The 20822-nt window shown below is 69.8% G+C and carries 27 protein-coding genes; 17 read left to right on the plus strand and 10 right to left on the minus strand.

Annotated elements, in window-relative coordinates:
• Nucleotides 1–70 precede the first annotated feature (70 nt).
• The 7 genes from ABD361_RS29330 to ABD361_RS29360 all read left to right on the plus strand — a co-directional run bounded on the left by ABD361_RS29330 (nucleotide 71) and on the right by ABD361_RS29360 (nucleotide 7011).
• Nucleotides 71–1021 carry an ABC transporter permease gene (locus tag ABD361_RS29330; protein ID WP_344439846.1) on the plus strand — a complete coding sequence of 317 codons (951 nt, stop codon included), beginning with the start codon at nucleotides 71–73 and terminating at the stop codon, nucleotides 1019–1021.
• 34 nt (nucleotides 1022–1055) lie between these two features.
• Nucleotides 1056–2861, plus strand: coding sequence for an ABC transporter substrate-binding protein (locus ABD361_RS29335; RefSeq protein ID WP_344439847.1), 1806 nt, complete (start codon nucleotides 1056–1058; stop codon nucleotides 2859–2861).
• A 23-nt stretch (nucleotides 2862–2884) separates the two neighbouring features.
• A complete protein-coding gene (locus ABD361_RS29340; protein ID WP_344439848.1) occupies nucleotides 2885–3862 on the plus strand; it encodes an ABC transporter permease in 978 nt (325 codons plus the stop codon).
• Nucleotides 3859–4845, plus strand: coding sequence for an ABC transporter ATP-binding protein (locus tag ABD361_RS29345; RefSeq protein WP_344439850.1), 987 nt, complete (start codon nucleotides 3859–3861; stop codon nucleotides 4843–4845). The genes ABD361_RS29340 and ABD361_RS29345 overlap by 4 nt, the downstream gene beginning before the upstream one ends.
• Complete coding sequence (locus ABD361_RS29350) at nucleotides 4842–5897, plus strand: ABC transporter ATP-binding protein (RefSeq protein WP_344439852.1); 1056 nt, start codon at nucleotides 4842–4844, stop codon at nucleotides 5895–5897. Before ABD361_RS29345 ends, ABD361_RS29350 begins: the two co-directional genes overlap by 4 nt.
• Before the next feature lie 105 nt (nucleotides 5898–6002).
• The gene (locus ABD361_RS29355; protein ID WP_344439854.1) at nucleotides 6003–6488 is read left to right on the plus strand and encodes a hypothetical protein; all 486 of its coding nucleotides are present in this window, start codon (nucleotides 6003–6005) and stop codon (nucleotides 6486–6488) included.
• Between the two features lie 10 nt (nucleotides 6489–6498).
• Nucleotides 6499–7011, plus strand: coding sequence for a cupin domain-containing protein (locus ABD361_RS29360; RefSeq protein ID WP_344439856.1), 513 nt, complete (start codon nucleotides 6499–6501; stop codon nucleotides 7009–7011).
• Here ABD361_RS29360 and ABD361_RS29365 read toward each other — a convergent pair.
• Nucleotides 6963–7319: an ArsR/SmtB family transcription factor gene (locus ABD361_RS29365; RefSeq protein WP_344439858.1), complete on the minus strand. Its 357-nt coding sequence runs from the start codon at nucleotides 7317–7319 to the stop codon at nucleotides 6963–6965. The two genes, ABD361_RS29360 and ABD361_RS29365, sit on opposite strands and share 49 nt — an antisense overlap.
• Nucleotides 7320–7415: 96 nt before the next feature.
• On the opposite strand from ABD361_RS29365, the gene ABD361_RS29370 reads away from it, so the two are divergent.
• Nucleotides 7416–7742, plus strand: coding sequence for a putative quinol monooxygenase (locus ABD361_RS29370; protein ID WP_344439860.1), 327 nt, complete (start codon nucleotides 7416–7418; stop codon nucleotides 7740–7742).
• 21 nt (nucleotides 7743–7763) lie between these two features.
• Here the strand turns inward: ABD361_RS29370 and ABD361_RS29375 are convergent, their stop codons facing one another.
• Genes ABD361_RS29375 through ABD361_RS29385 form a run of 3 tightly spaced genes read right to left on the minus strand, consistent with a single transcriptional unit; the run spans nucleotide 7764 to nucleotide 9454 of the window.
• Nucleotides 7764–8351 carry an XRE family transcriptional regulator gene (locus tag ABD361_RS29375; RefSeq protein ID WP_344439862.1) on the minus strand — a complete coding sequence of 196 codons (588 nt, stop codon included), beginning with the start codon at nucleotides 8349–8351 and terminating at the stop codon, nucleotides 7764–7766.
• Between the two features lie 21 nt (nucleotides 8352–8372).
• Nucleotides 8373–8600 carry a DUF397 domain-containing protein gene (locus ABD361_RS29380; protein WP_344439864.1) on the minus strand — a complete coding sequence of 76 codons (228 nt, stop codon included), beginning with the start codon at nucleotides 8598–8600 and terminating at the stop codon, nucleotides 8373–8375.
• A complete protein-coding gene (locus ABD361_RS29385) occupies nucleotides 8597–9454 on the minus strand; it encodes a helix-turn-helix domain-containing protein (protein WP_344439866.1) in 858 nt (285 codons plus the stop codon). Before ABD361_RS29385 ends, ABD361_RS29380 begins: the two co-directional genes overlap by 4 nt.
• A gap of 395 nt (nucleotides 9455–9849) precedes the next feature.
• Here ABD361_RS29385 and ABD361_RS29390 point away from each other — a divergent pair, with 395 nt between their 5' ends.
• Complete coding sequence (locus ABD361_RS29390) at nucleotides 9850–10203, plus strand: hypothetical protein (RefSeq protein WP_344439868.1); 354 nt, start codon at nucleotides 9850–9852, stop codon at nucleotides 10201–10203.
• Between the two features lie 43 nt (nucleotides 10204–10246).
• Here the strand turns inward: ABD361_RS29390 and ABD361_RS29395 are convergent, their stop codons facing one another.
• A complete protein-coding gene (locus tag ABD361_RS29395; RefSeq protein ID WP_344439869.1) occupies nucleotides 10247–11401 on the minus strand; it encodes a permease in 1155 nt (384 codons plus the stop codon).
• Here ABD361_RS29395 and ABD361_RS29400 point away from each other — a divergent pair.
• Nucleotides 11361–11525 (plus strand): DUF6924 domain-containing protein, encoded by a 165-nt coding sequence (locus ABD361_RS29400; protein ID WP_344439903.1) that lies wholly within the window; start codon nucleotides 11361–11363, stop codon nucleotides 11523–11525. The genes ABD361_RS29395 and ABD361_RS29400 overlap by 41 nt on opposite strands.
• 22 nt (nucleotides 11526–11547) lie before the next feature.
• On the opposite strand, the gene ABD361_RS29405 is transcribed toward ABD361_RS29400, so the two are convergent.
• The 5 genes from ABD361_RS29405 to ABD361_RS29425 form a co-directional block, all read right to left on the minus strand.
• Entirely contained in the window at nucleotides 11548–12156 is a 609-nt protein-coding gene (locus tag ABD361_RS29405; RefSeq protein ID WP_344439871.1) for a DUF7691 family protein, read from the minus strand.
• Between the two features lie 30 nt (nucleotides 12157–12186).
• Nucleotides 12187–12402 (minus strand): hypothetical protein, encoded by a 216-nt coding sequence (locus ABD361_RS29410; protein ID WP_344439873.1) that lies wholly within the window; start codon nucleotides 12400–12402, stop codon nucleotides 12187–12189.
• A gap of 123 nt (nucleotides 12403–12525) precedes the next feature.
• A complete protein-coding gene (locus ABD361_RS29415; protein ID WP_344439875.1) occupies nucleotides 12526–13338 on the minus strand; it encodes a hypothetical protein in 813 nt (270 codons plus the stop codon).
• Nucleotides 13335–13859, minus strand: coding sequence for an SRPBCC family protein (locus tag ABD361_RS29420; protein ID WP_344439877.1), 525 nt, complete (start codon nucleotides 13857–13859; stop codon nucleotides 13335–13337). The genes ABD361_RS29415 and ABD361_RS29420 overlap by 4 nt, the downstream gene beginning before the upstream one ends.
• 31 nt (nucleotides 13860–13890) lie before the next feature.
• The gene (locus ABD361_RS29425; RefSeq protein ID WP_344439879.1) at nucleotides 13891–14211 is read right to left on the minus strand and encodes a hypothetical protein; all 321 of its coding nucleotides are present in this window, start codon (nucleotides 14209–14211) and stop codon (nucleotides 13891–13893) included.
• 211 nt (nucleotides 14212–14422) lie between these two features.
• On the opposite strand from ABD361_RS29425, the gene ABD361_RS29430 reads away from it, so the two are divergent.
• The 7 genes from ABD361_RS29430 (at nucleotide 14423) to ABD361_RS29460 (ending at nucleotide 20722) form a co-directional block, all read left to right on the plus strand.
• Nucleotides 14423–16066 (plus strand): peptide ABC transporter substrate-binding protein, encoded by a 1644-nt coding sequence (locus tag ABD361_RS29430; RefSeq protein WP_344439881.1) that lies wholly within the window; start codon nucleotides 14423–14425, stop codon nucleotides 16064–16066.
• A gap of 30 nt (nucleotides 16067–16096) precedes the next feature.
• Nucleotides 16097–17020: an ABC transporter permease gene (locus tag ABD361_RS29435; protein WP_344439883.1), complete on the plus strand. Its 924-nt coding sequence runs from the start codon at nucleotides 16097–16099 to the stop codon at nucleotides 17018–17020.
• Nucleotides 17013–17996 carry an ABC transporter permease gene (locus ABD361_RS29440; RefSeq protein WP_344439885.1) on the plus strand — a complete coding sequence of 328 codons (984 nt, stop codon included), beginning with the start codon at nucleotides 17013–17015 and terminating at the stop codon, nucleotides 17994–17996. Before ABD361_RS29435 ends, ABD361_RS29440 begins: the two co-directional genes overlap by 8 nt.
• Nucleotides 17997–18007: 11 nt before the next feature.
• A complete protein-coding gene (locus ABD361_RS29445) occupies nucleotides 18008–18994 on the plus strand; it encodes an ABC transporter ATP-binding protein (RefSeq protein ID WP_344439887.1) in 987 nt (328 codons plus the stop codon).
• Nucleotides 18984–20057, plus strand: coding sequence for an ABC transporter ATP-binding protein (locus ABD361_RS29450; protein ID WP_344439889.1), 1074 nt, complete (start codon nucleotides 18984–18986; stop codon nucleotides 20055–20057). Before ABD361_RS29445 ends, ABD361_RS29450 begins: the two co-directional genes overlap by 11 nt.
• 66 nt (nucleotides 20058–20123) lie before the next feature.
• Nucleotides 20124–20477 (plus strand): hypothetical protein, encoded by a 354-nt coding sequence (locus tag ABD361_RS29455; protein WP_344439891.1) that lies wholly within the window; start codon nucleotides 20124–20126, stop codon nucleotides 20475–20477.
• A gap of 92 nt (nucleotides 20478–20569) precedes the next feature.
• On the plus strand, nucleotides 20570–20722 hold the full coding sequence (locus ABD361_RS29460) for a hypothetical protein (protein ID WP_344439893.1): 153 nt from the start codon (nucleotides 20570–20572) through the stop codon (nucleotides 20720–20722).
• The last annotated feature ends 100 nt before the right edge of the window (nucleotides 20723–20822 follow it).

Consider the following 20822-nt stretch of genomic DNA (forward strand, 5'->3'; position numbering starts at 1 on the left):
CCCCTTGACTGCACCGTTCATCCGTTGCCACAGTCCGCAGCAACAACACCCATCCGCGGGGGACTTGGCGATGGACAACGCGCTCGTCGGCCGCTCACCCGGCCAACTCATGTGGCGCCGCTTCACACGCGACCGCTCCGGCGTGGTCTCCGCCTACGTCGTCGCCTTCTTCTTCCTCGTCGCCCTCGCCGCGCCCCTGATCTCCGCCCTGTACGGCAAGGACCCCACCACCACCTACGGCCTGAACGACCCCGGCCTCCTCAACCAGTACGGCTACCCCGTCCGCCCCAACGGCGGCATCTCGTCCGACTTCTGGTTCGGCATCGAGCCGACGCTGGGCCGCGACGTGCTCACCCAGCTCGCGTACGGCATCCGCACCTCCCTCCTGATCGCGACCGCCGCGACGGTGCTCTGCGTCCTGACGGGCGTCCTCGTCGGGGTGACCGCCGGCTACGCGGGCGGTCGGACGGACTACTTCCTGGGCCGTTTCATCGATCTGCTGCTCGCCTTCCCGGCGCAGCTGTCGTTCATCGCCTTCACCCCGGTCGTGTACTCGCTCTTCGTCAGCCCGGAGAAGGAGACGCCGACCTCCCTCCGCGTGGTCACCCTGATCCTCGTGTTGTGGGTGCTGGGCTGGATGGGGCTGGCGCGGTTGTTGCGCGGGCAGGTGCTCAGCCTGCGGGAGCGGGAGTTCGTCGAGGCGGCGCGCGTGACCGGTGCCTCGCCGTGGCGGATCATCTCCCGGGAGCTGCTGCCCAACCTGTGGACGCCGATCCTCGTCCAGACGACGCTGATGCTGCCTTCGATGGTGACCGTAGAGGCTGGCCTGTCGTTCATCGGTGTCGGGATCCTGGAGCCCACCCCGGACTGGGGCCGCATGTTCGCCAACGGCGCCCGCTACTACGAGAGCGACATCACCTACATCTTCTTCCCCGGGCTGGCGATGATCGTGTTCGTCGTCGCCTTCAACCTGCTCGGGGACTCGGTGCGGGACGCCTTCGACCCCAGGACGAGACGATGACGACCGACAGGCAGGTGCTTCGACCATGACGCCCATGCGACCGTGCCACCGTCCGGCTCCGCCGAGAGCGCGCCTCGCCGCCTTTCTTGCCACGGGTGCCCTGGTGCTCACCGCGTGCAGCAGCGGAGGAGGAGGTGGCGGCGGGCAGGGCGGCGAGAGTCAGCAGGCGGGCGAGGACAAGACGGTCTCGGGCAACTACTCGATCGGCACCAGGGCCGACTCCACGGGCCCCGCGCCCGAGGTGCCGGGGGCGAAGAAGGGCGGGACGGTCGCCGTTCTGCAGCGGGACGCCTTCAACCACTTGGATCCCGGTCAGATCTATTACGCGGACACCCTGACCAACCAGATGCTCTACAACCGCACCCTCACCTCGTACAAGATCGACGACAAGGGCCGGGTGAAGATCGTCGGGGATCTGGCCACCGACGCGGGCACGGCGTCCGACGGCGGGAAGACGTGGCGGTTCACCCTCAAGGACGGGCTGAAGTTCGAGGACGGCTCGCCGATCACCTCGCAGGACGTCCGCTGGGGCATCGAGCGCCTGTACGCCTCCTTCGAGACCGACGGCCCCCTGTACATCCCGCAGTGGCTCTCCGGCGAGGCCAACGACTTCCGCAAGGCGCTGCCCGACGGCCCCTACAACGGGCAGCACCTGCCGGCGTCGGTGCTGGACACCCCCGACGACAAGACCGTCGTCTTCCACTTCCGCCGGCCGCACGCGGACACCCCGTACGCCACCGCGATGCCCAACATGGGGCCGGTGAAGGCGGCGAAGGACACCAAGCAGAAGTACGACAACGCGCCCTTCTCCAGCGGCCCGTACAAGGTCGGCGACTACAAGGTGGGCAAGTCGCTCACCCTCGTCCGCAACGAGAACTGGGACCCGAAGACGGATCCGGTGCGCCACCAGTACGCCGACCGGTTCGAGATCAGCTTCGGCCACCAGTACGCGGACTCCACCCGCCGCTTCCTCGCCGACCAGGGCGGCGACAAGAACGCGCTGTCCTTCACCAACGCCGTGGCACCGGAGATGACCGAGAAGGTCCTCGCCCAGGCCGACACCAAGGCCCGGCGCCTGCTGGAGATCCAGCCCTACGTCGACTACATGGCCTTCAACACCAGCCGCCTCACCGACGTCCGCGTCCGCAAGGCGCTCGCGTACGCCATGCCCAACGGCCAGATCCTGCAGCAGAACGGCGGCTCCACGGCCGGCGTCGTCGCCACCAACTACCTCTCCCCCGCCATGGACGGCTACCAGCCCACCGACCCCTTCGGCAAGAAGGCCAAGCCCGCCGGCGACCCCGAGAAGGCCAAGGAACTGCTGAAGGAGGCCGGCAAGCTCGGCCAGGAGATCGTCTACGCCTACGCCAACACCGACGTGCAGCAGAAGGTCTCCGTCGTGGTCACCCAGGCCCTGGAGCGGGCCGGCTTCAAGGTGGAGAAGAAGGAGGTGGACGCGAACATCTGGCGCACGGCCATCGCCGAGGTGAAGAACAAGTTCGACATCTACCGCTACTCGTGGGGCGCCGACTGGCCCATCAGCTCCACCGTCGTACCGCCGCTCTTCGACGGCCGGCAGATCGCCGACGGTTCGCAGAACTACGTCCACCTCGACAACCCCAAGGTCAACGCCGAGGACGACCGCATCTCCGCCATCCCGGACGTGAAGCAGGCCGCACCCGAGTGGCAGAAGCTCGCCGACCGCATCCTCACCGAGGACGTCGCCGGCGTGCCCACCTTCTACAACCGGCAGTTCTCCCTGTGGGGCTCGAACCTGGGCGGCGTGAAGTACCACCCGGTGTACGGAACCGTGGACCCGACCGCGGTCTTCGTGAAGTAGTCGGCGGGCAGGGGGACCGGACCGTGCTGAGATTCCTGGCCCGCCGCATCCTGGGGGCCGCCGTCATCACCGTGCTCATCAGCGCCATCACCTTCTTCCTCTTCTTCGCGCTGCCCTCCGAGCCCGCCCTGATGTCCTGCGGCAAGAACTGCACCCCCGACGCGCTGGCCGTCATCAACAAGAACCTGGGCCTCGACCAGCCGGTGCCCGTGCAGTACTGGCACTACATGGCCGGCATCTTCACCGGCCGCGACTTCTCCGTCGGCCACTGCCCGGCCCCCTGCTTCGGCTACTCCTTCTCCAACCAGCAACCGGTCTGGGACACCATCGTCGACCGCTTCCCGACCACGCTGTCCATCACCCTCGGCGGTGCCGTCGTCTTCCTCACCGTCGGCGTCGGCATCGGCATGCTCGCCGCGGCCTTCCGGGGCACGTGGATCGACAAGTTCTTCAGCTCCCTGTCGCTCCTCGGCAACGCCCTGCAGATCTACTTCGTCGGCGTCATCGCCCTCGCCGTCCTCGTCAGCGGGCTGCACTGGATGGACAACCCCGCCTACCACCCCATCACCGAGGACCCGGTGAAGTGGTTCACCGGCATGCTCATCCCCTGGCTGGTGCTCTCCATCATCTTCATCGCCAACTACAGCCGCATGACCCGCTCCCAGATGATCGAGCAGCTCGCCGAGGACCACGTCCGCACCGCCCGCGCCAAGGGCCTCTCCCGCCGCACCGTCTTCTTCCGCTACGCCTGGCGCGGCGCCCTCGCCCCCATCGTCACCATCTTCGGCATCGACCTCGGTTCCCTCTTCGGCGGCGCCATCATCACGGAAACCACCTTCAGCCTCCACGGCCTGGGCCGCCTCGCGGTCTCCTCCGTCAGCGAGACGGACCTGCCGACGCTGATGGCGGTGATGCTGGTGGGCTGCACGGCCATCGTGATCGCCAACATCGCCGTGGACGCGGCCTACGCGGCCATCGACCCGAGGGTGAGGCTTGCATGACCACCCCCTTCCTCTCCCTCCGCGACCTCCACGTCCACTTCGCCACCGAAGACGGCACCGTCAAGGCCGTCGACGGCCTCTCCTTCTCCCTCCCCCGCGGCCGCACCCTCGGCATCGTCGGCGAGTCCGGCTCCGGCAAGTCCGTGACCAGTCTCGCCGTGCTCGGACTGCACGATCCCCGTACGACGACGACCCGCGGCGAGATCCTTCTCGACGGCGAGGACATCACCGCCGCCCCCGAGTCCGTCCTCGAAAAGCTGCGCGGCAACAAGATGGCGATGATCTTCCAGGACTCGCTGACCGCCCTCTCCCCGTACTACTCCGTCGGCCGCCAGATCGCGGAGCCGTTCCGCAAGCACACCGGTGTCTCGCGCCGTGACGCCCGCCTGCGGGCGATCGAGATGCTGCACCGCGTGGGCATCCCGAATCCGGCCCTGCGCGTGGACGACTATCCGCACCAGTTCTCCGGCGGCATGCGGCAGCGCGCGATGATCGCGATGGCCCTGGTCTGCGATCCGGAGCTGCTGATCGCCGACGAGCCGACGACGGCCCTGGACGTCACCGTGCAGGCGCAGATCCTGGATCTGCTGAAGGACCTGCAGCAACAGACGGGTTCGGCGATCGTCCTGATCACGCACGACCTGGGCGTGGTGTCCCACACCGTCGACGAGGTGCTGGTGATGTACGCGGGCCGGGCCGTCGAGCGCGGCACCGTCCGCGAGGTGCTGCGCGATCCACAACACCCCTACACCTGGGGCCTGCTGGGCTCGATGCCGCGGCTGACCTCGGACGTCGACCGGCCGCTGACCCCCATTCCCGGCACCCCGCCGAGCCTGCTGGCCCCTCCGCCCGGTTGCCCGTTCCATCCGCGGTGCGCGTACACGGCCGAGGTGGGCGGCGACCGCTGCCGCAGCGAACGTCCGGAACTGCCGCCCGGCACGGGCCACGGCGCGGCCTGCCACCTGCAGGGGAGCCGCACATGACCGACGACATCCTCGTCGCCGACGGCCTGACCAAGCACTTCCCCCTCATGGCCGGCTTTCCCTTCAAGCGCAGGATCGGCGCGGTCCAGGCGGTCGACGGCATCGACCTCGCCGTCCGGTCCGGGGAGAGCTTCGGCCTGGTCGGCGAGTCGGGCTGCGGGAAGTCGACGACCGGCCGGCTGCTGACGCGCCTGCTGGAGCCGACGGCCGGCCGGATCCGCTACCGCGGCGAGGACATCACGCACGCCGGCCGCAAGGAGCTGGCTCCGATCCGCTCCGAGATCCAGATGATCTTCCAGGATCCGTACGCGTCCCTCAATCCGCGGCAGACCGTGGGCCGCATCGTCGCCGGCCCGATGGAGATCAACGGCATTGCGCCGCGCGGCGGGCGGGAGGCCCGCGTCCGGGAGCTGTTGGAGGTGGTCGGTCTCAACCCCGAGCACTACAACCGCTTCCCGCACGAGTTCTCCGGCGGCCAGCGCCAGCGCATCGGCATCGCGCGCGCCCTGGCCCTGGAGCCGAAGGTGATCGTGGCGGACGAACCGGTCTCCGCCCTGGACGTCTCCATCCAGGCCCAGGTCGTCAACCTCCTGCGCACCCTGCAGGGGGAGCTCGGCATCGCCTTCGTCTTCATCGCCCACGACCTCGCCGTCGTACGGCACTTCTCGCAGCGCGTCGCCGTGATGTACCTCGGCAAGATCGTGGAGGTGGGCGGCCGGGACGACATCTACCGCCACCCCCGCCACCCGTACACCCACGCCCTGCTGTCGGCGGTGCCGGAACCGCTGGATGCCGCCGACACCTCGCCCGAGGGGACGGTGCGCGAGCGCATCCGCCTGGCCGGCGACGTACCGTCCCCGGTGAGCCCGCCCTCCGGCTGCCGCTTCCGCACCCGCTGCTGGAAGGCCGCGGACCGGTGCGCGACGGAGGAACCCCCGCTGGTACGGGCGGCGGGCAGCGCCGAAGGGCACCTGTCCGCCTGCCACTTCCCGGAGCCGCCGACGGTCGCGCGGGACACGGAGGTCGTCCTCGACCCGGCGCTGCGGCCCTGACATTTGTCCCGGGCCACCGGTGACGTGCGCATCTGCCGCGCCGGGCGGCTTCCCGGAAGGATCGTGGGTGCTGAAGGAACAGGCCACGACACCGGGGGACCCGAGATGACCGCCACGACCACCGAGACTGCTCCCGGCCTGTCGTCCGTCAAGCCCCTCCCGGCGTGGTTCTTCGCCTTCGAGGGCTCGATGGGCGCGGCGTACGACCTGTGCACGGCATGGGAGAACGCCTGGATGGTCCTGGTGGCCATGGGCCTGGTGAACCTCGTCGTGGGCCTGACCGTGCTGCGCGGCAGGGCGAAGCTGGTCAAGGCCATGCTCAAGAACTCCCGCACCCGCTGGATCACCGCCGGCCTGATCGCCCTGCGCGTGGGCCTGCACGGCGTACTGGGCCTCGCCGGGGCCGGGATCACCTCGACGGCGGGCCACCTGACGCTGGCCGTGGTGATGGGGCGACGGGGACGACGCTGCTGTGGTTCGACCAGCGCGTCACCTTCCGCGCCCTGGGCCTGTCGACGGCACGAAGCTGACCAAGTGGCCCACGAAAACCCCCCGGAATTGCACCCTTCACGGGGCCTTCCGGCTACCTAAGGTCGATGTCATGAACAGCACGAACCCGCACCCGCACCCCACCGCCGCCGCCCTCGTCGTCCGCGCCGCCGAGGCCGAGACCGTCAGCGACCCGAGCAGCACCATGACGCTCCTCGCGGACTCCGACACCACCGGCGGCCTGGTGACCACCTACCGCTCCCGCTTCACGAAGGGCGCGGTGGGCGCCCCGGCCCACTTCCACACCCGCGCGACCGAGCTCTTCCACGTCCTCGACGGCGCCCTGCAGGTCCTGCTGGGCGAGGAGATCACCACGCTGACCGCGGGCGACTTCCTCCTCGTCCCGCCGCACACGACGCACGCCTTCCGCGCCGCGCCCGGCCACGACGCCGACGTCCTGTGCACCTTCACGCCCGGCATGGGCCGCTTCGACTACTTCCGCCTCCTGAACCGCGTCCTGCGCGGCGAGGCGAGCCCCCAGGAGATCAAGGACTCCTCCGAGCGCTTCGACAACCACTACGTCGACAGCCCGGCGTGGCGCGCGGCGCTGGAGAGCGGGAACTGACCCTCGGCGACGAGCAGGGCCAGCAGGCCGGGGAAGCGCTGCTCGATGTCGGCCCGGCGCAGGGTGGCCATCCGACTGTTGCCCCGGTCGACCTGCCGGACCAGCCCGGCCTCGCGCAGCACGCGGAAGTGATGGGTGACGGTCGCCTTGCCGACGGGCAGCGCGAAGGAACTGCAGGTCCGCGCCTCACCGTCGGGCCCGGCCGCGAGCTCCCGCACGACGCGCCGCCGCAGCGGATCGGCGAGCGCCGCCAGGACCGCGCCCAGCTCCATCTCGGCCACCTCGGGGTGCCCTTCCTCGTCGGGCATCACCATCACCTCCCAGGTACGAGTTGCATCGTACCTCGCGGCCCGCTAGCGTCCGCAAGGTACGAAAACGACCGTACCTATTGCCTTGGAGGACCCATGCCCCAGCCCTTCACCCTCGTCGGCACGGCCCACCCCAAGCCCGAGCGCGCCGACGAACTCCGCGAACTCCTGCTCTCCTTCGTCGAACCGACGCGCCAGGAGCCCGGCTGCCTGGAGTACCACTTCCACGAGGACCGCGACGCGCCGGGCGTCTTCGTCTTCTACGAGGCCTGGCGCACCAAGGAGGACCTCGACGCCCACCTGGCCCTCCCCCACCTCCAGGACTTCTGGGAGCGCCGCATGGACTACCTGGAACGCGACCTGGAGATCCGCTACCTCACGATGCACAGCCCGTACGAGGAGCGCACCGCCGCCCGCGCGTAAGCCGGCACCACAGGCCCGAGGCTACGAGCCGGCCACGGGGTGACCTCGCGCCCACAGCTCCTCGACGTGCGCGACGAATCGCGCGAACATCCCCCCGCCTTCCCCGCGGCGCCGCACATGGAGCAGCGGGGAGTCGTGGCCCACCTGCCGCGCGAGGTGCGGAGTCACGAGAGCGTCGTCGTCGAAGCGGAAGACGGACAGGGAGATGTGGTTGACGGCATCGGCAGGCGCCGAGAAGCGGGCCTCGACACCCTCGTCCGCGTTCATCCCGGCCAATTGCTCGATCGTCATCCGGATGCGCGTCGACACGGCGAGGGCGACGCCCTCGATCTCCTCCCGCTGCCGCGTGACGGCCCCGTCCGGATCTCCGATCAGGAAGCGCACCCGACATCCGGCAGCCGCCTTCCTCCGCAGGACGTCGGGTAGCGCGGGCACTTGCGTCCACAGGAAGTACGAGGTGTAGCCGCCGAAGAACAGCTCGTCCCGCGCACCCGCGATGAGCTCGCCCCACACGGTGGACGGACACGCGGACCGATAGGGGTAGCTCTGGACGACGTCCTGGCCGCTCCTGCCCTGCATCCGGTCCCTGACTGCCTTCGGCCACGACATGACGCTCCTACCGGTGGTGCATCAGCCAGATGTCGGCAACGTGTTGTCCTTCAGAACCGCTATGAATGCTGCCCACACCGGCCGGGGAAACGCCAGGCAGGGCCCACCGGGGCACTTGCTGTCGCGGACGGGCGCCCAGGCCGGGAAGCCGTCCGCGACCTGTAAGCAGTCGCTTTGGTGACCGCTGTGGGAGCTCTTGCGCCACACGGCGCCGTTCACGTCGACACGGTGGAGAGTCGTGCAGCTCATTGGAGATCCCTTACGACGTCTGCGATGAGATCGCGGGACATCGCCGTATCGAGCGCTGCCGCGCAAATCTCCTCGAACATGCGGCTGTAGGTCACGAGATCGGTCTTGCGTTCCAGCTGAGTGTTGCTCGTGTACGACTCGGTGTAAACGACGTCCAGCTCGCTCTGGACGGGAAACCGCAAGATCACGAACGACCCCATCAAGCCTGCGTGCGCACCGGCGGCGAAGGGGAGAACCTGCAAGGTGACGTGACTCGCCTCGGACGCCTCCAGCAGGTACTGGAGTTGGTCGATCATCGTCCGCGGGCTGTCCACCACCCTCCTCAAGGCGGCCTCATCGGCCACAGCATGGAATTTCAAGGGCTCGGAACGCCTGAAGGCAGCGTTCTGTCGGGCGAGTCGCACGTTGACGAGGGCATCGACGGTGTCGGGAGAAGCATCCGACTGGAGCGCTCGGGTGACGGCGCGGGTGTACTCCGGCGTCTGCAGCAACCCCGGGATCAGGGCGTCGCGGAAGCTCAGCATGGCGCTCGCCTCCGCCTCCAGTGCGATGTAGGACGAGTAGCGCGGCGCGATGACGTCCGCGTACGGCGTCCACCACATCCGCCGCCTTCCCTGGTGCGCCAACCCCGAGAGCGCAGCGCGCACTGCCGGCTCGGTGACCTGGTAGACCTCGAATACGGCTTCCAGGTCGTGGGCACGCACGCCCGATCGGCCGTTCTCGACTCGGCTCACCTTGGTTTGATGCCATCCGAGGCGATCGGCCACCTCGTCTGCCGTCATCCCCAAAGCCTCGCGAAGTTTGCGCAGTTCGGCGCCGAGCATCCGGCGGTGCACGGTGGGCGTAGCAGGCACTGGAACGAGCCTCCCTGACGGTTGAAGCGCTCGGCTTTGCGGGACAGTGTTCCGCAGAGTGCCCCCGGTGAAGCTGCGCGTTCACTCCTGCGTATGCACTTTGGGCGACGATGTTGCAGACATGGCTCGCCGGTGGACATGCTGCAGCACAAGGAAACCCCGGCGACTGTTGCGACCAGTCCCGGGGCGTGGTCAACGCTGCACTAGGAGCGCCGACATGCCAAAGTTTATCTTCCGCTGCCTTGAACGGGCGAGGTCTCTGCTCACCCGCCACACCCCCATTTCACAGTGCCGCACCTGCGCCCCACGGCAGAGGCCCCAGGAGGAGCCCCCTTCACCCTGCGGGTGACCGCACACGGCTTCGACCTCGCCTCCCGGGCGCAGGCAGGCAAGTGATGACCGAGCTCCCCGAGGTCGGCTCACTCGTCCTGGACACCGCGCGCAACCGCATCGGCGAGGTCATGCGGGCCGCCGGCGAGCGGGTGCTGCTCCGGGCTCCCGGTACCGGCCGCGAGTGGGAGGCGCTCTCGCCCGCGCTCTGCCCGGCGACCCTGGCGGACGAGCTCCGCTCCAAGGTCGCCGAGGCCAACGCCCGCAGTAGACAAGGGCGCGGTCAGCCAGCCACGCAGCGCTGCGAGGCATGCCTGAAGATCAAGCACCGCCGCCACCAGGCCCTGGAGGCCGGCGATCAGGTGAAGGCGGCACGCATGACGGCGGTCATGGGCGTGCACCTGCGCGCGGCGCACTGACGGAGGGCGGTCGGTGCCACGGCACCGACCGCCCTCCGCCTCGTCAGTGGTGGTGGCGGTCGTCGGTGTCGGGTGGGCCGCCCATCGTGCGGAGCATGGACAGTCCGCCGGTGCGCACGAAGCGCACCAGGAGGGCTGCGGCCAGGGTGAGGAAGGCGATGTTGAGCCAGGTGGTGTAGTTCCAGCTGATGCCTTCCATGGGGATTTTTGCGTCGGCCTGGTCGGGGATCAGGCCGAGGCCACCAAAGGCGAACTCGACGACGTATCCGGCGATGACCATCGCGAGGTAGAAGGTGCCGAGGAGGAAGAAGGTCATCCTGGCGCCGTAGTACTTCCGGTAGATGGTGAGGATCGGCAGGATCAGCAGGTCGGCGAAGATGAACGCCACGACGCCGCCGAAGCTGATACCGCCCTTCCAGAGCACGACCGCGAGTGGCACGTTGCCGATGGAGCACACGAACGAGGCGATCGCCACCAGCGGGCCGACGAGCGGGCCCCACAGTTTGGACGCGAGCGGGTGGCCGTCGAAGAAGAAGGTGCGCCAGAACGAGTCGGGGACCCAGGCGGCGATGGCACCGGCGATGAGCAGGCCGATGACCAGGTCGCGCAGGATCGCCGCCCACTCCATGACGAAGACGTGCGCGGTCGAGGTCACGCCTTCGCGGGAGAACAGGCGCCGGGCGAAGGAGTCGTCCCGGTGGACGGACATGTGCATCGCGGCGTGGCCCTCCATCGAGCCGGTCAGCCCGCGTTCTGCCTGTTCGCGTGCCTGGTGCAACAGTCTGTCCCGCAGGAACAGCCGGAACAGCACGGCCAGCGCCGTGATCATGACGGGCCCGCCGATGAACTCGGCGGCGGTGAACTGCCAGCCCATCAGCAGGGCCAGGATCACGCCGAGCTCGACGACGAGGTTGGTGGAGGCGATCTCGAAGGCCATCGCGGCGGTGAAGTCCGCGCCCTTGCGGAACAGCGACCGGGCCAGCGCGACCGCGGCGTACGAGCAGGACGAGGACGCCGCGCCCAGGCCCGCGGCCACGGCCAGGGTGCGGGGCCGGTCGTCACCGAGGAGGGAGACGATGGTGGACTTGCGGACCACGGCCTGGACGACGGCGGACAGGGCGAAGCCCAGGATCAGGGCCCAGGTGATCTCCCAGGTCATGGATCCGGCGATCGACAGTGCGTGCAGTACGGCGTGCATTCATGAAGCCTTCCCAACGCCCGGCGCGCTCTGGAGCATCGAGAACAATCTGTCACTCAGCAACATGGACTTCGACGAGTTCGTCGACGCCGCCGACGAGGACGGCGTCTTCCGGGACCTCTGAGGCAGGCCCAGACGATCTCGGCTCAGGAGCGGAAGCCCGCTATGCCGTGGCCGGGGCGGCTCGCCGCGTGGCGCATCCAGCCGATGCAGTCCATCACTGTCTCCACCACCTCCGGCTCCAGCGGCGGGGCGTGGCCCTTGCGCTTGGTCTCCTCGAACTGTTCCAGCGCCTGGGCGCACTGTTCCGGGGTCCATTCGCCGTAGCCCGGGGTGTACGTCCACGGCAGGGGGTCGGGCAGGGAGCCGAGGTCGAAGGAGGCAACCGAGACCGCGGTGATGCCCAGTGCCGTCAGCCCCTGGTCGACGACCGAGAGCCAGTCGCCGCGGAAGGGGCAGAAGTTGGAGTTGTCGAGGAAGTGGCCCGTCAGCTCGCAGAGCCGCTTGTACGCGTAGGCGTACTGGAAGGCGTGGTTCTTGTCCTCGCTGAAGGGGCCGCCGTGCACCACGGCGCGCAGGGCTTCGTACGCCGTGGGGGCGCCCTGCTCGATCTCGCTCTCGAAGTAGCGGTCGTCGGCGGCCAGGTGGTCGCCGAACTCGGCGCGGATGACGTCGAGCAACTGGTCGTCGCCCGAGCCGATGAGGGCTCGCGTCTTCGTCAGGTCGAGAAGGTAGATGCTCAGTCCGGAACTCATGCGGTGAATCTAGCGGCGGCCACTGACAGCTCAGCGGCAGTGCCCCGTTGCTTGCCACCCCTCGCCCCGGGCCTCCGCCTGCGCGTACTCCTCCCGGATCCGGGCATGGATGGCATCCATACCCGCCTCGTACTCCTCCTGCTGCTCCGGTGTCGCCTCGTCCGGATAGTCGACGCCGTACTTCGCGCAGAACTCGTAGAACCACTCGGAGGTCAGCCTGTGCCGCTTGACCACCAGTGGATGCACAGGATCCGAGGGCTCCACCCTGCCGCGCTCGGGCACAGCTGCTCCCTCTCCTTGCTTTTCGATCAACGGCATGTCCATTGAACCTGATTCGCATGGGGCTCGTGAGGTGCCTCCGGCCCCGCCCTACTGTCCCAGCGCCGCCCACGCCACCGCCGGGTACAGGGCCGTGAAGGCCCAGACGAAGCAGTTGAGGCCCATGACCGCCGCGCAGGCGAGGTGGAAGAGGGCGCCCGCCGCCAGGGCGAGGGGGACCAGGGGGGCGGGGGCGAGCAGGACCAGGGGGAAGAGCATCTCCGCCGTGCTCAGCCCGCGCGACAGCCATCGGGTCGTCGCCGGACGCGCCGTCAGCCAGGTCGCCACGCCGCGGTGGCCGTAGCAGCGGGTGCTCAGGATGCCGGTCAGGCCGGTGCCGTCCTGCCAGGGGCGGGAGGTGACCTTGTAGATGCCGGAGACGAAGTAGGCCAGGCACGCCTGCAGGGCCAGGAACCACAGGCCCAGCCGCACGACCGCCGCCGTCGGGTGGAGGGCGACGAGCAGCAGGGTGGCGAAGACGATCCTGAGTACTTGGTCGGAGCCCTCGCCGCCGCCGGCGCCGCGCAGGCCGAGGGCGGCGCCGGTGGTGACCACGGCGGTCAGCAGGGCCACGTGCAGGGGCCGGTGCGCGGCGGCGCCGGGGGCGAGGAGGCAGGCCGCGGCGGCGGCGCGGGCGGCGACGAGCCAGAGGACGGCGGGGTAGGCGACGACGGGGTGGAGGGCGGCGCCGGTGAGCCCGAAGGCGTACCTCGGGTGGCGCAGGCGCAGGACGGGCCAGCTGGCGAGCGAGGTGTCGGCGAGTTCGCGCGGGCGTGCCAGTCGTTCGAGGGAGCCCAGCAGGACGCCGGCCGCGGCGACGGCTTCGACCAGGCGCAGGGCGGTGTGCGGGGGCAGGCCGGTCATCCGGTGCCCAGCCGGTGGGGGCGGGAGACGAAGACGGCCTGCGGGGGTTCGCCCCGGCGGTAGCCCGCCGACCGGGCGATCATGAACTGCACCTGCCCGTCGTCGCCGACGGCACCGCCGGCGTGGCCGAGCAGCAGCAGGTAGGGGATGGACAGCGGCGTCGCCGGGTCCTCGCACCGGGCGTCGGCCCGGCAGAGCCGCATGGTGAGGTCGAAGAGCTGCTTGCGCTGCCGGCGGTCGGGGTTCCAGAGCACGTGCCACCAGCGCCGGCGCCGGGGTGGTGCGAGTTCGCGCCACGGCCCGAAGGACGGGGTTCCGTCCGGGCCCGTACGGACCAGCAGGTGGTAGTCGTACGTGCCGGGCCGTGGCGCGAAGAAGTGGTAGCGGGGGACGAAGCCGAGCGGGTCGTAGCGCTGGTGCCACTGTTTCAGTCGTGGGAGCAGCGGCCCGAGCTGGGCCGCGGCGGACAGCAGCAGCCATGCGGCGAGGGCCGCGGCGCACGCGTACGCGTACGGGTCCATGCGCACCGCTCCCGTCCGCCCCGCCGCCGCCTCAGCCCAGGGTCCGCAGGGCCTCGCTGCGGGTCCGCAGCAGTTCGCCGGCGCTGGCGTTGGGCCCGAGGCCGGCTCCGACGACGATGCGCTCCATGAACGCGGCGGCTCCCATGGCGGTGTCGAGGGTGATGTCGTCGTCGCCGATCAGGTCGTCACCGTCCACGTCGTCGATGTCGGCCCGGCGTCCGGCCGGGACGGCGGGTCCGGCCGGTACGGCGGGCGCCGGGGTGGCGCCCATGAGCCCGGCCACGTCCATGACCTCGTCCATGACCTGCTCCCGGACCCGGCCCCACACCTCGTCGCCCATGTCGTCGCGCATGTCGGTCGTCCTTTCCTCGCTGATCCCGGCGATTCCTGACAAACAGCACACTAGCCACAACTCACACATATGGACCGATCTGCCACTCGGCCCCGCTCCCGCATATGGGCGGTTTCTGCTGCCGGCCGTCCCCGGCGCACCGTCCCAGGGCATCGCATGAGGTGTTATGAGGACAAACCACCCGAGGAGGTCCCCCCGAGGAGGCACTTCCATGCGCGCACGCACCCGCGCCAGGGCCGCCCGCGCCAGGGCCGTACTGGCCCTGGCCGCCGTCGCCGGCATCGCCGCGGCGGCGGGCGGCTGCAGTGGCGGCGGGGGCGCGAGCGGCGCCGGTGTCGTACGGGCCTCCTGGGGCGATCCGCAGAGCCCGCTGGAGCCGGCCAACACCAACGAGGTGCAGGGCGGCAAGGTGCTCGCCATGATCTTCCGCGGCCTCAAGCAGTACGACCCGAGGACGGGCGAGGCCAAGGACATGCTGGCCGAGAGGATCGACAGCGCCGATCAGCAGCACTTCACCGTCACCGTCAAGGACGGCTGGAGCTTCAGCAACGGCGAGAAGGTCACGGCACGATCCTTCGTCGACGCGTGGAACTACGCCGCCCTCGTCACCAACAAGCAGAAGAACGCCTCCTTCTTCCAGGACGTCGAGGGCTACGACAAGGTGCACCCGGCCTCCGGCTCCCCCACCGCGAGGACGCTCTCCGGGCTGGCGCTCAAGGACGAGCGCACCTTCACCGTCGCCCTGCGCACCAAGTTCTCCACCTGGCCCGACACCCTCGGCTACGCCGCGTACGCCCCGCTGCCGCGGGCGTTCTTCGACGACCACGCCCGCTGGCTGAAGCGGCCGGTGGGCAACGGCCCGTACCTGGTGGACTCCTACACCCGCGGCTCGCAGATGCGGCTCAGCCGCTGGGAGGGCTACCCGGGCGAGGACCGCGCCCGCAACGCCGGCGTCGAGCTGCGCGTGTACACCGACAGCAACACCGCCTACACCGACCTGCAGGCCGGCAACCTCGACGTCGTCGACGACATCCCCAGCAACCAGCTGAAGAACGTCAAGAGCGACCTCGACGACCGCTACATCAACCAGCCCGCCGGCATCATCCAGACGCTCGTCTTCCCGATGTACGACCCCGCCTGGGCCGCGCCCGGCAAGGAGAAGGTCCGGCGCGGCATCTCCATGGCCATCGACCGGGACCGGATCACCCAGCAGATCTACCGCAGGACGCGCACCCCTGCCTCCGACTGGACCTCGCCGGTGCTGGGCGACAAGGGCGGCTACCAGGCCGGGCTGTGCGGCGACGCCTGCACCTACGACCCCGGGCAGGCCAAGCAGCTGATCGAGGAGGGCGGCGGGCTGCCGGGCGGCAAGGTGACGATCACCTCCAACGTCGACACCGGTTCGCACCGGGTGTGGATGGACGCCGTCTGCAACAGCATCAACAACGCCCTCGGCAACAACGGGGCGTGCACCGTCAACCCGGTCGGCACCTTCGCCGACTTCCGCAACCAGGTCACCGACCAGCGCATCACCGGGATGTTCCGCTCCGGCTGGCAGATGGACTACCCGCTGGCCCAGAACTTCCTGCAGCCCCTCTACTACACGGGCGCCTCGTCCAACTACGGCAAGTTCTCCAACCAGGACTTCGACCGGCTGGTCGACGAGGCGAACGCCGAGTCCGACACGGCCAAGGCGGTGGCGCGGTTCCGCTCCGCCGAGCACGTCCTCGCCGACCTGATGCCCGCCATCCCGCTGTGGTACCAGAACGGCAGCGCCGGCTACTCCACCGCCGTCTCCGACGTCGAGCTCAACCCCTTCAGCGTGCCCGTCTACGAGCGCATCACCGTCAAGTAGCCCGAACAGCAAGCGGCGCGAGGAGCCCTGATGGGACGGTACGTGATCCGGCGGCTGCTGCAGATGATCCCCGTGTTCATCGGCAGCACCTTCCTGATCTTCCTCCTCGTCTATGCCCTCGGCGACCCCGTCGCCGCCCTGTTCGGCGACAAGGCGCCCGACCCGGCGACCGCCGCCCGCATCCGCGCCGAGCTCTACCTCGACCAGCCGCTGTGGAAGCAGTACGTGCACTACATGGGGCAGATCCTCACCGGCGACTTCGGCACCGCCTTCAACGGCCAGCCGGTCACCGAGCTGATGGGCACCGCCTTCCCCGTGACCGTGCGCCTGACGCTCGTCGCCATCGCCTTCGAGATCGTCATCGGCCTCACCCTCGGCCTGTTCAGCGGCCTGCGGCGCGGCCGCGGGACGGACACCACCGTCCTGCTGCTGACCCTGGTCGTGGTCTCCGTCCCCACCTTCGTCAGCGGCTACGTGCTGCAGTTCCTCTTCGGCGTGAAGTGGGCCGTGGCCTCCCCGTCCGTCTCCCCCGAGGCCCCGCTGGACGAACTGCTGCTGCCCGGCGTCGTCCTCGCCCTCACCTCACTGGCGTACGTCACCCGCCTGACCCGCACCTCCATCGCCGAGAACACCCGCGCCGACTACCTGCGCACGGCCGTCGCCAAGGGCCTGCCCCGGCACCGGGTCGTCACCCGGCACCTGCTGCGCAACTCCCTCATCCCCGTGGTCACCTTCATCGGCACCGACATCGGCGCCCTGATGGGCGGGGCCATCGTCACCGAGCGGATCTTCAACATCCACGGCGTCGGCTTCCAGCTCTACCAGGGCATCCTGCGCCAGAACTCGCCCACCGTCGTCGGCTTCGTGACCATCCTCGTCATCGTCTTCCTGGTGGCCAACCTGGTCGTCGACCTCCTGTACGCCGTGCTCGACCCGAGGATCCGCTATGCCTGAGCCCGACGACCCGCCGGTGCAGCACGAGGCCAAGAACACCATCACCCCGGGCGGCGGCGGGGCCATGTCGCTGGCCACCAGCGACGCCGAGACCCTCGAACGCGGCCCGCTGCCCGGCGCCGCCGGCGGCAAGGCCCGCAGCCTGTGGTCCGACGCCTGGCACGACCTGCGGCGCAACCCCGTCTTCCTCGCCTCCGCCCTCGTCATCGTCTTCCTCGTGCTCATCGCCGTGTGGCCCTCGCTCGTCGCCTCCGGCAACCCGCTCACCTGCGACCTGGCCAAGGCGCAGGACGGGCCGCAGGCCGGCCACCCCTTCGGCTTCGACGCGCAAGGGTGCGACGTCTACACCCGTACGGTCTACGGGGCGCGGGCCTCCATCACCGTCGGGGTGTGCGCCACCGCCGGGTCCGCCCTGCTGGGCAGCCTGCTCGGCGGGCTCGCCGGGTACTACGGGGGCTGGTGGGACGCACTGCTGTCCCGGCTGGCCGACGTCTTCTTCGGCATCCCCATCATCCTGGGCGGCCTGGTCTTCCTGTCCGTCGTGCCCAGCGGCTCGGTCTGGCCGGTCGTGGGCTTCATCGTGCTGCTCGGCTGGCCGCAGGTCTCCCGCATCGCGCGCGGCGCGGTCGTCGGCGCCAAACAGCACGACTACGTCCAGGCCGCCCGCGCCCTGGGCGCCGGCAACGGGAGGCTGCTGCTGCGGCACATCGCGCCCAACGCCGTCGCCCCCGTCATCGTCGTCGCCACCATCGCACTCGGCACGTACATCGCGCTGGAGGCGACGCTGTCGTTCGTGGGCGTCGGCCTCAAGCCGCCCACCGTCTCCTGGGGGATCGACATCTCCAACGCCTCGACCATGATCCGCAACGCCCCGCACATGCTGCTGTGGCCGGCGGCGGCACTGAGCATCACGGTGCTCGCCTTCATCATGCTCGGCGACGCGGTGCGCGACGCCCTCGACCCCAAGCTGCGCTGAGGTACCGCGAGATGACCACTGCTCTGCTCGACGTCCGCGGCCTGCACGTGGAGTTCCGCACCCGGGACGGGGTGGCCAAGGCCGTCAATGGCGTCGACTGCACCGTCGCGGCGGGCGAGACGCTGGCCGTGCTCGGCGAGTCCGGCTCCGGCAAGTCGGTGACCGCCCAGGCCGTCATGGGCATCCTCGACTCGCCGCCCGGCTTCGTCACCGGCGGGGAGGTCCGCTTCCGCGGCCAGGACCTGCTCACCATGGGCGAGGAGCACCGGCGCCGGATCCGCGGCGCCAAGCTGGCCATGATCTTCCAGGACGCGCTGTCGTCGTTGAATCCCGTCATGACCGTCGGCGCCCAGCTCGCCGAGATGTTCCAGGTGCACGAGGGCATGGCCCGCAAGGACGCCCGCGCCCGGGCCGTGCAGCTGATGGACCGCGTGCGCATCCCGGCGGCCGGGCAGCGCGCCGGTGACTATCCGCACCAGTTCTCGGGTGGCATGCGGCAGCGCATCATGATCGCGATGGCGCTGGCGCTGGAGCCGGACCTGATCATCGCGGACGAGCCGACCACGGCGCTGGACGTGACGGTGCAGGCGCAGGTGATGGACCTGCTCGCGGAGCTGCAGCGCGAGTACAACATGGGTCTGATCCTCATCACCCACGACCTCGGCGTCGTCGCCGACGTCGCCGACAAGATCGCGGTGATGTACGCCGGCCGCATCGTCGAGAACGCCCCCGTGCGCGACCTGTACGCCGCCCCGGCCCACCCGTACACCCGCGGCCTGCTCGACTCCATCCCGCGCCTCGACCGCAAGGGCCAGGAGCTGTACGCCATCAAGGGCCTGCCGCCGAGCCTGACCGCCATCCCGCCCGGCTGCCCCTTCAACCCCCGCTGCCCCAGGGCCCAGGACATCTGCCGCACCGACCGGCCACCGCTGTACACCGTGGCGCCCGGGCGGTCGAGCGCCTGCCACTTCTGGAAGGAGACGCTCGTTGACAGCTGACGGCGGCACCACCGGCGAGGCGATCCTCGAGGTGCGGGATCTGGTCAAGCACTATCCGCTGACGCGGGGCATCCTCTTCAAGAAGCAGGTCGGCGCGGTACGGGCCGTCGACGGCGTCTCCTTCGACCTGCGGCGCGGCGAGACGCTCGGCATCGTGGGCGAGTCCGGCTGCGGCAAGTCCACCGTCGCCAAGCTGCTGGTCCACCTGGAACGCCCGACGTCGGGCCGGATCCGCTACAAGGGCGAGGACATCACCAAGCTGTCGGGGCGCGCGCTCAAAGCCGTACGCCGCAACATCCAGATGGTCTTCCAGGACCCCTATACCTCGCTCAACCCCCGCATGACGGTCGGCGACATCATCGGCGAGCCCTTCGAGATCCACCCCGAGGCCGCCCCCAAGGGCAGCCGCCGGCAGAAGGTACGCGAACTCCTCGACGTCGTCGGCCTCAACCCCGAACACATCAACCGCTACCCGCACCAGTTCTCCGGCGGCCAGCGCCAGCGCATCGGCATCGCCCGCGGCCTGGCCCTGCGCCCCGAGGTGATCGTGGCGGACGAACCCGTCTCGGCCCTCGACGTCTCCGTCCAGGCCCAGGTCGTCAACCTGATGGAGCGCCTGCAGGACACCTTCGACCTCTCCTACGTCTTCATCGCCCACGACCTGTCGGTGGTACGGCACATCTCCGACCGCGTAGGCGTGATGTACCTGGGCCGCTTCGCCGAACTCGGCACCGACACCCAGATCTACGACCACCCCACCCACCCCTACACCCAGGCCCTCCTCTCGGCGGTCCCGGTCCCCGACCCGGCGGCGCGCGAGCGCCGCGAGCGGATCCTGCTGAAGGGCGACATCCCCTCCCCGGCCAACCCCCCGTCCGGCTGCCGCTTCCGCACCCGCTGCTGGAAGGCCCGCGCAAAGTGCGCCGAGGTCGTCCCGCCCCTGGAGACCCCCACCTGGCTCCGCGACCCCCCGGGCCCGGCGGCCCACCCGTCGGCGTGCCACTACGCGGAGGAGCGGGGGATTCTACCGACGGAGCAGGGCCCTCATCGTGCAGATGGTTGACGTCGTCGGGGCGACGCTACTCTCACGGGGGCTGACGATGGATTCCGCGATCGAGAGGGATGGCGCGTGACCGTACAACACGCCGAACACGACGGCCCGCTCATCCCCAAACCCCCTTTGACGCTCCCGGCCCTGCGCCAGGCCGTTGCCGCAGTGGCCCCGTCACGTCTGCCCGAGTTCTTCGAGGACATGCAGAACGCGTTCGTCCAGGCCGGGGAGGAGGGCAGGGTCGTACCGATTCGCATGTTCTACCGGCGCTGGGGTGTGGTCGTCGAGATCGAACGCCATCCGATGACGGCGCGTCGACTGCACGAGGCCGAACGTGCCGTTGACAGCGAGCACGCCGCCGTACGAGATCAGGCGATCCGTGAGGTCGGCGAGATCGTCCGGGCTGCGCATCGCGAGGTCGAGGGTGGCTGATTGGCGCTGGAAGCACGATCCCGACGATCTCCTCGACGGCCTTCCCACCGAAGCGGTCGCCGAGGTCGAGCGCTTGGCACAGGAGATTCACCATGCGTGATTCCACGGTCTTCCTCGATGGCGCGTCGTACACCGGCCCCGGGCCAGGGCTCCGCACCGAGACCCGGGGCCGCGCGATGATCACCTACCTGACCGATGTCCGGGGCGAGCGCATCGTCGTCGTGCAGGTCTCCTGGTTCGGCTGAGTCCACTCTCGGCCCTCCGAACAGCGTCCCGCCGTTCCGAGGCCCGGCGAGCCGGCCCTGCGCACAAGGGCGCCCGGACCGCACATGTGCGGTCCGGGCG

It is taken from the genome of Streptomyces luteosporeus, assembly GCF_039532865.1.
Taxonomy (GTDB): domain Bacteria; phylum Actinomycetota; class Actinomycetes; order Streptomycetales; family Streptomycetaceae; genus Streptomyces; species Streptomyces luteosporeus.

What these genes read in the sequence shown, in the direction of transcription:
- ABD361_RS29400 (WP_344439903.1), top strand. Translation starts at nt 11,361, where the DNA reads ATGGATCCGGCGATCGACAGTGCGTGCAGTACGGCGTGCATTCATGAA.
- ABD361_RS29360 (WP_344439856.1), top strand. Translation starts at nt 6,499, where the DNA reads ATGAACAGCACGAACCCGCACCCGCACCCCACCGCCGCCGCCCTCGTC.
- ABD361_RS29460 (WP_344439893.1), top strand. Translation starts at nt 20,570, where the DNA reads ATGCGTGATTCCACGGTCTTCCTCGATGGCGCGTCGTACACCGGCCCC.
- ABD361_RS29440 (WP_344439885.1), top strand. Translation starts at nt 17,013, where the DNA reads ATGCCTGAGCCCGACGACCCGCCGGTGCAGCACGAGGCCAAGAACACC.
- ABD361_RS29415 (WP_344439875.1), bottom strand. Translation starts at nt 13,338, where the DNA reads ATGACCGGCCTGCCCCCGCACACCGCCCTGCGCCTGGTCGAAGCCGTC.
- ABD361_RS29335 (WP_344439847.1), top strand. Translation starts at nt 1,056, where the DNA reads ATGCGACCGTGCCACCGTCCGGCTCCGCCGAGAGCGCGCCTCGCCGCC.
- ABD361_RS29425 (WP_344439879.1), bottom strand. Translation starts at nt 14,211, where the DNA reads ATGCGCGACGACATGGGCGACGAGGTGTGGGGCCGGGTCCGGGAGCAG.
- ABD361_RS29365 (WP_344439858.1), bottom strand. Translation starts at nt 7,319, where the DNA reads ATGCCCGACGAGGAAGGGCACCCCGAGGTGGCCGAGATGGAGCTGGGC.
- ABD361_RS29445 (WP_344439887.1), top strand. Translation starts at nt 18,008, where the DNA reads ATGACCACTGCTCTGCTCGACGTCCGCGGCCTGCACGTGGAGTTCCGC.
- ABD361_RS29435 (WP_344439883.1), top strand. Translation starts at nt 16,097, where the DNA reads ATGGGACGGTACGTGATCCGGCGGCTGCTGCAGATGATCCCCGTGTTC.
- ABD361_RS29350 (WP_344439852.1), top strand. Translation starts at nt 4,842, where the DNA reads ATGACCGACGACATCCTCGTCGCCGACGGCCTGACCAAGCACTTCCCC.
- ABD361_RS29355 (WP_344439854.1), top strand. Translation starts at nt 6,003, where the DNA reads ATGACCGCCACGACCACCGAGACTGCTCCCGGCCTGTCGTCCGTCAAG.
- ABD361_RS29395 (WP_344439869.1), bottom strand. Translation starts at nt 11,401, where the DNA reads ATGCACGCCGTACTGCACGCACTGTCGATCGCCGGATCCATGACCTGG.
- ABD361_RS29375 (WP_344439862.1), bottom strand. Translation starts at nt 8,351, where the DNA reads ATGTCGTGGCCGAAGGCAGTCAGGGACCGGATGCAGGGCAGGAGCGGC.
- ABD361_RS29370 (WP_344439860.1), top strand. Translation starts at nt 7,416, where the DNA reads ATGCCCCAGCCCTTCACCCTCGTCGGCACGGCCCACCCCAAGCCCGAG.
- ABD361_RS29405 (WP_344439871.1), bottom strand. Translation starts at nt 12,156, where the DNA reads ATGAGTTCCGGACTGAGCATCTACCTTCTCGACCTGACGAAGACGCGA.
- ABD361_RS29330 (WP_344439846.1), top strand. Translation starts at nt 71, where the DNA reads ATGGACAACGCGCTCGTCGGCCGCTCACCCGGCCAACTCATGTGGCGC.
- ABD361_RS29380 (WP_344439864.1), bottom strand. Translation starts at nt 8,600, where the DNA reads ATGAGCTGCACGACTCTCCACCGTGTCGACGTGAACGGCGCCGTGTGG.
- ABD361_RS29390 (WP_344439868.1), top strand. Translation starts at nt 9,850, where the DNA reads ATGACCGAGCTCCCCGAGGTCGGCTCACTCGTCCTGGACACCGCGCGC.
- ABD361_RS29420 (WP_344439877.1), bottom strand. Translation starts at nt 13,859, where the DNA reads ATGGACCCGTACGCGTACGCGTGCGCCGCGGCCCTCGCCGCATGGCTG.
- ABD361_RS29430 (WP_344439881.1), top strand. Translation starts at nt 14,423, where the DNA reads ATGCGCGCACGCACCCGCGCCAGGGCCGCCCGCGCCAGGGCCGTACTG.
- ABD361_RS29345 (WP_344439850.1), top strand. Translation starts at nt 3,859, where the DNA reads ATGACCACCCCCTTCCTCTCCCTCCGCGACCTCCACGTCCACTTCGCC.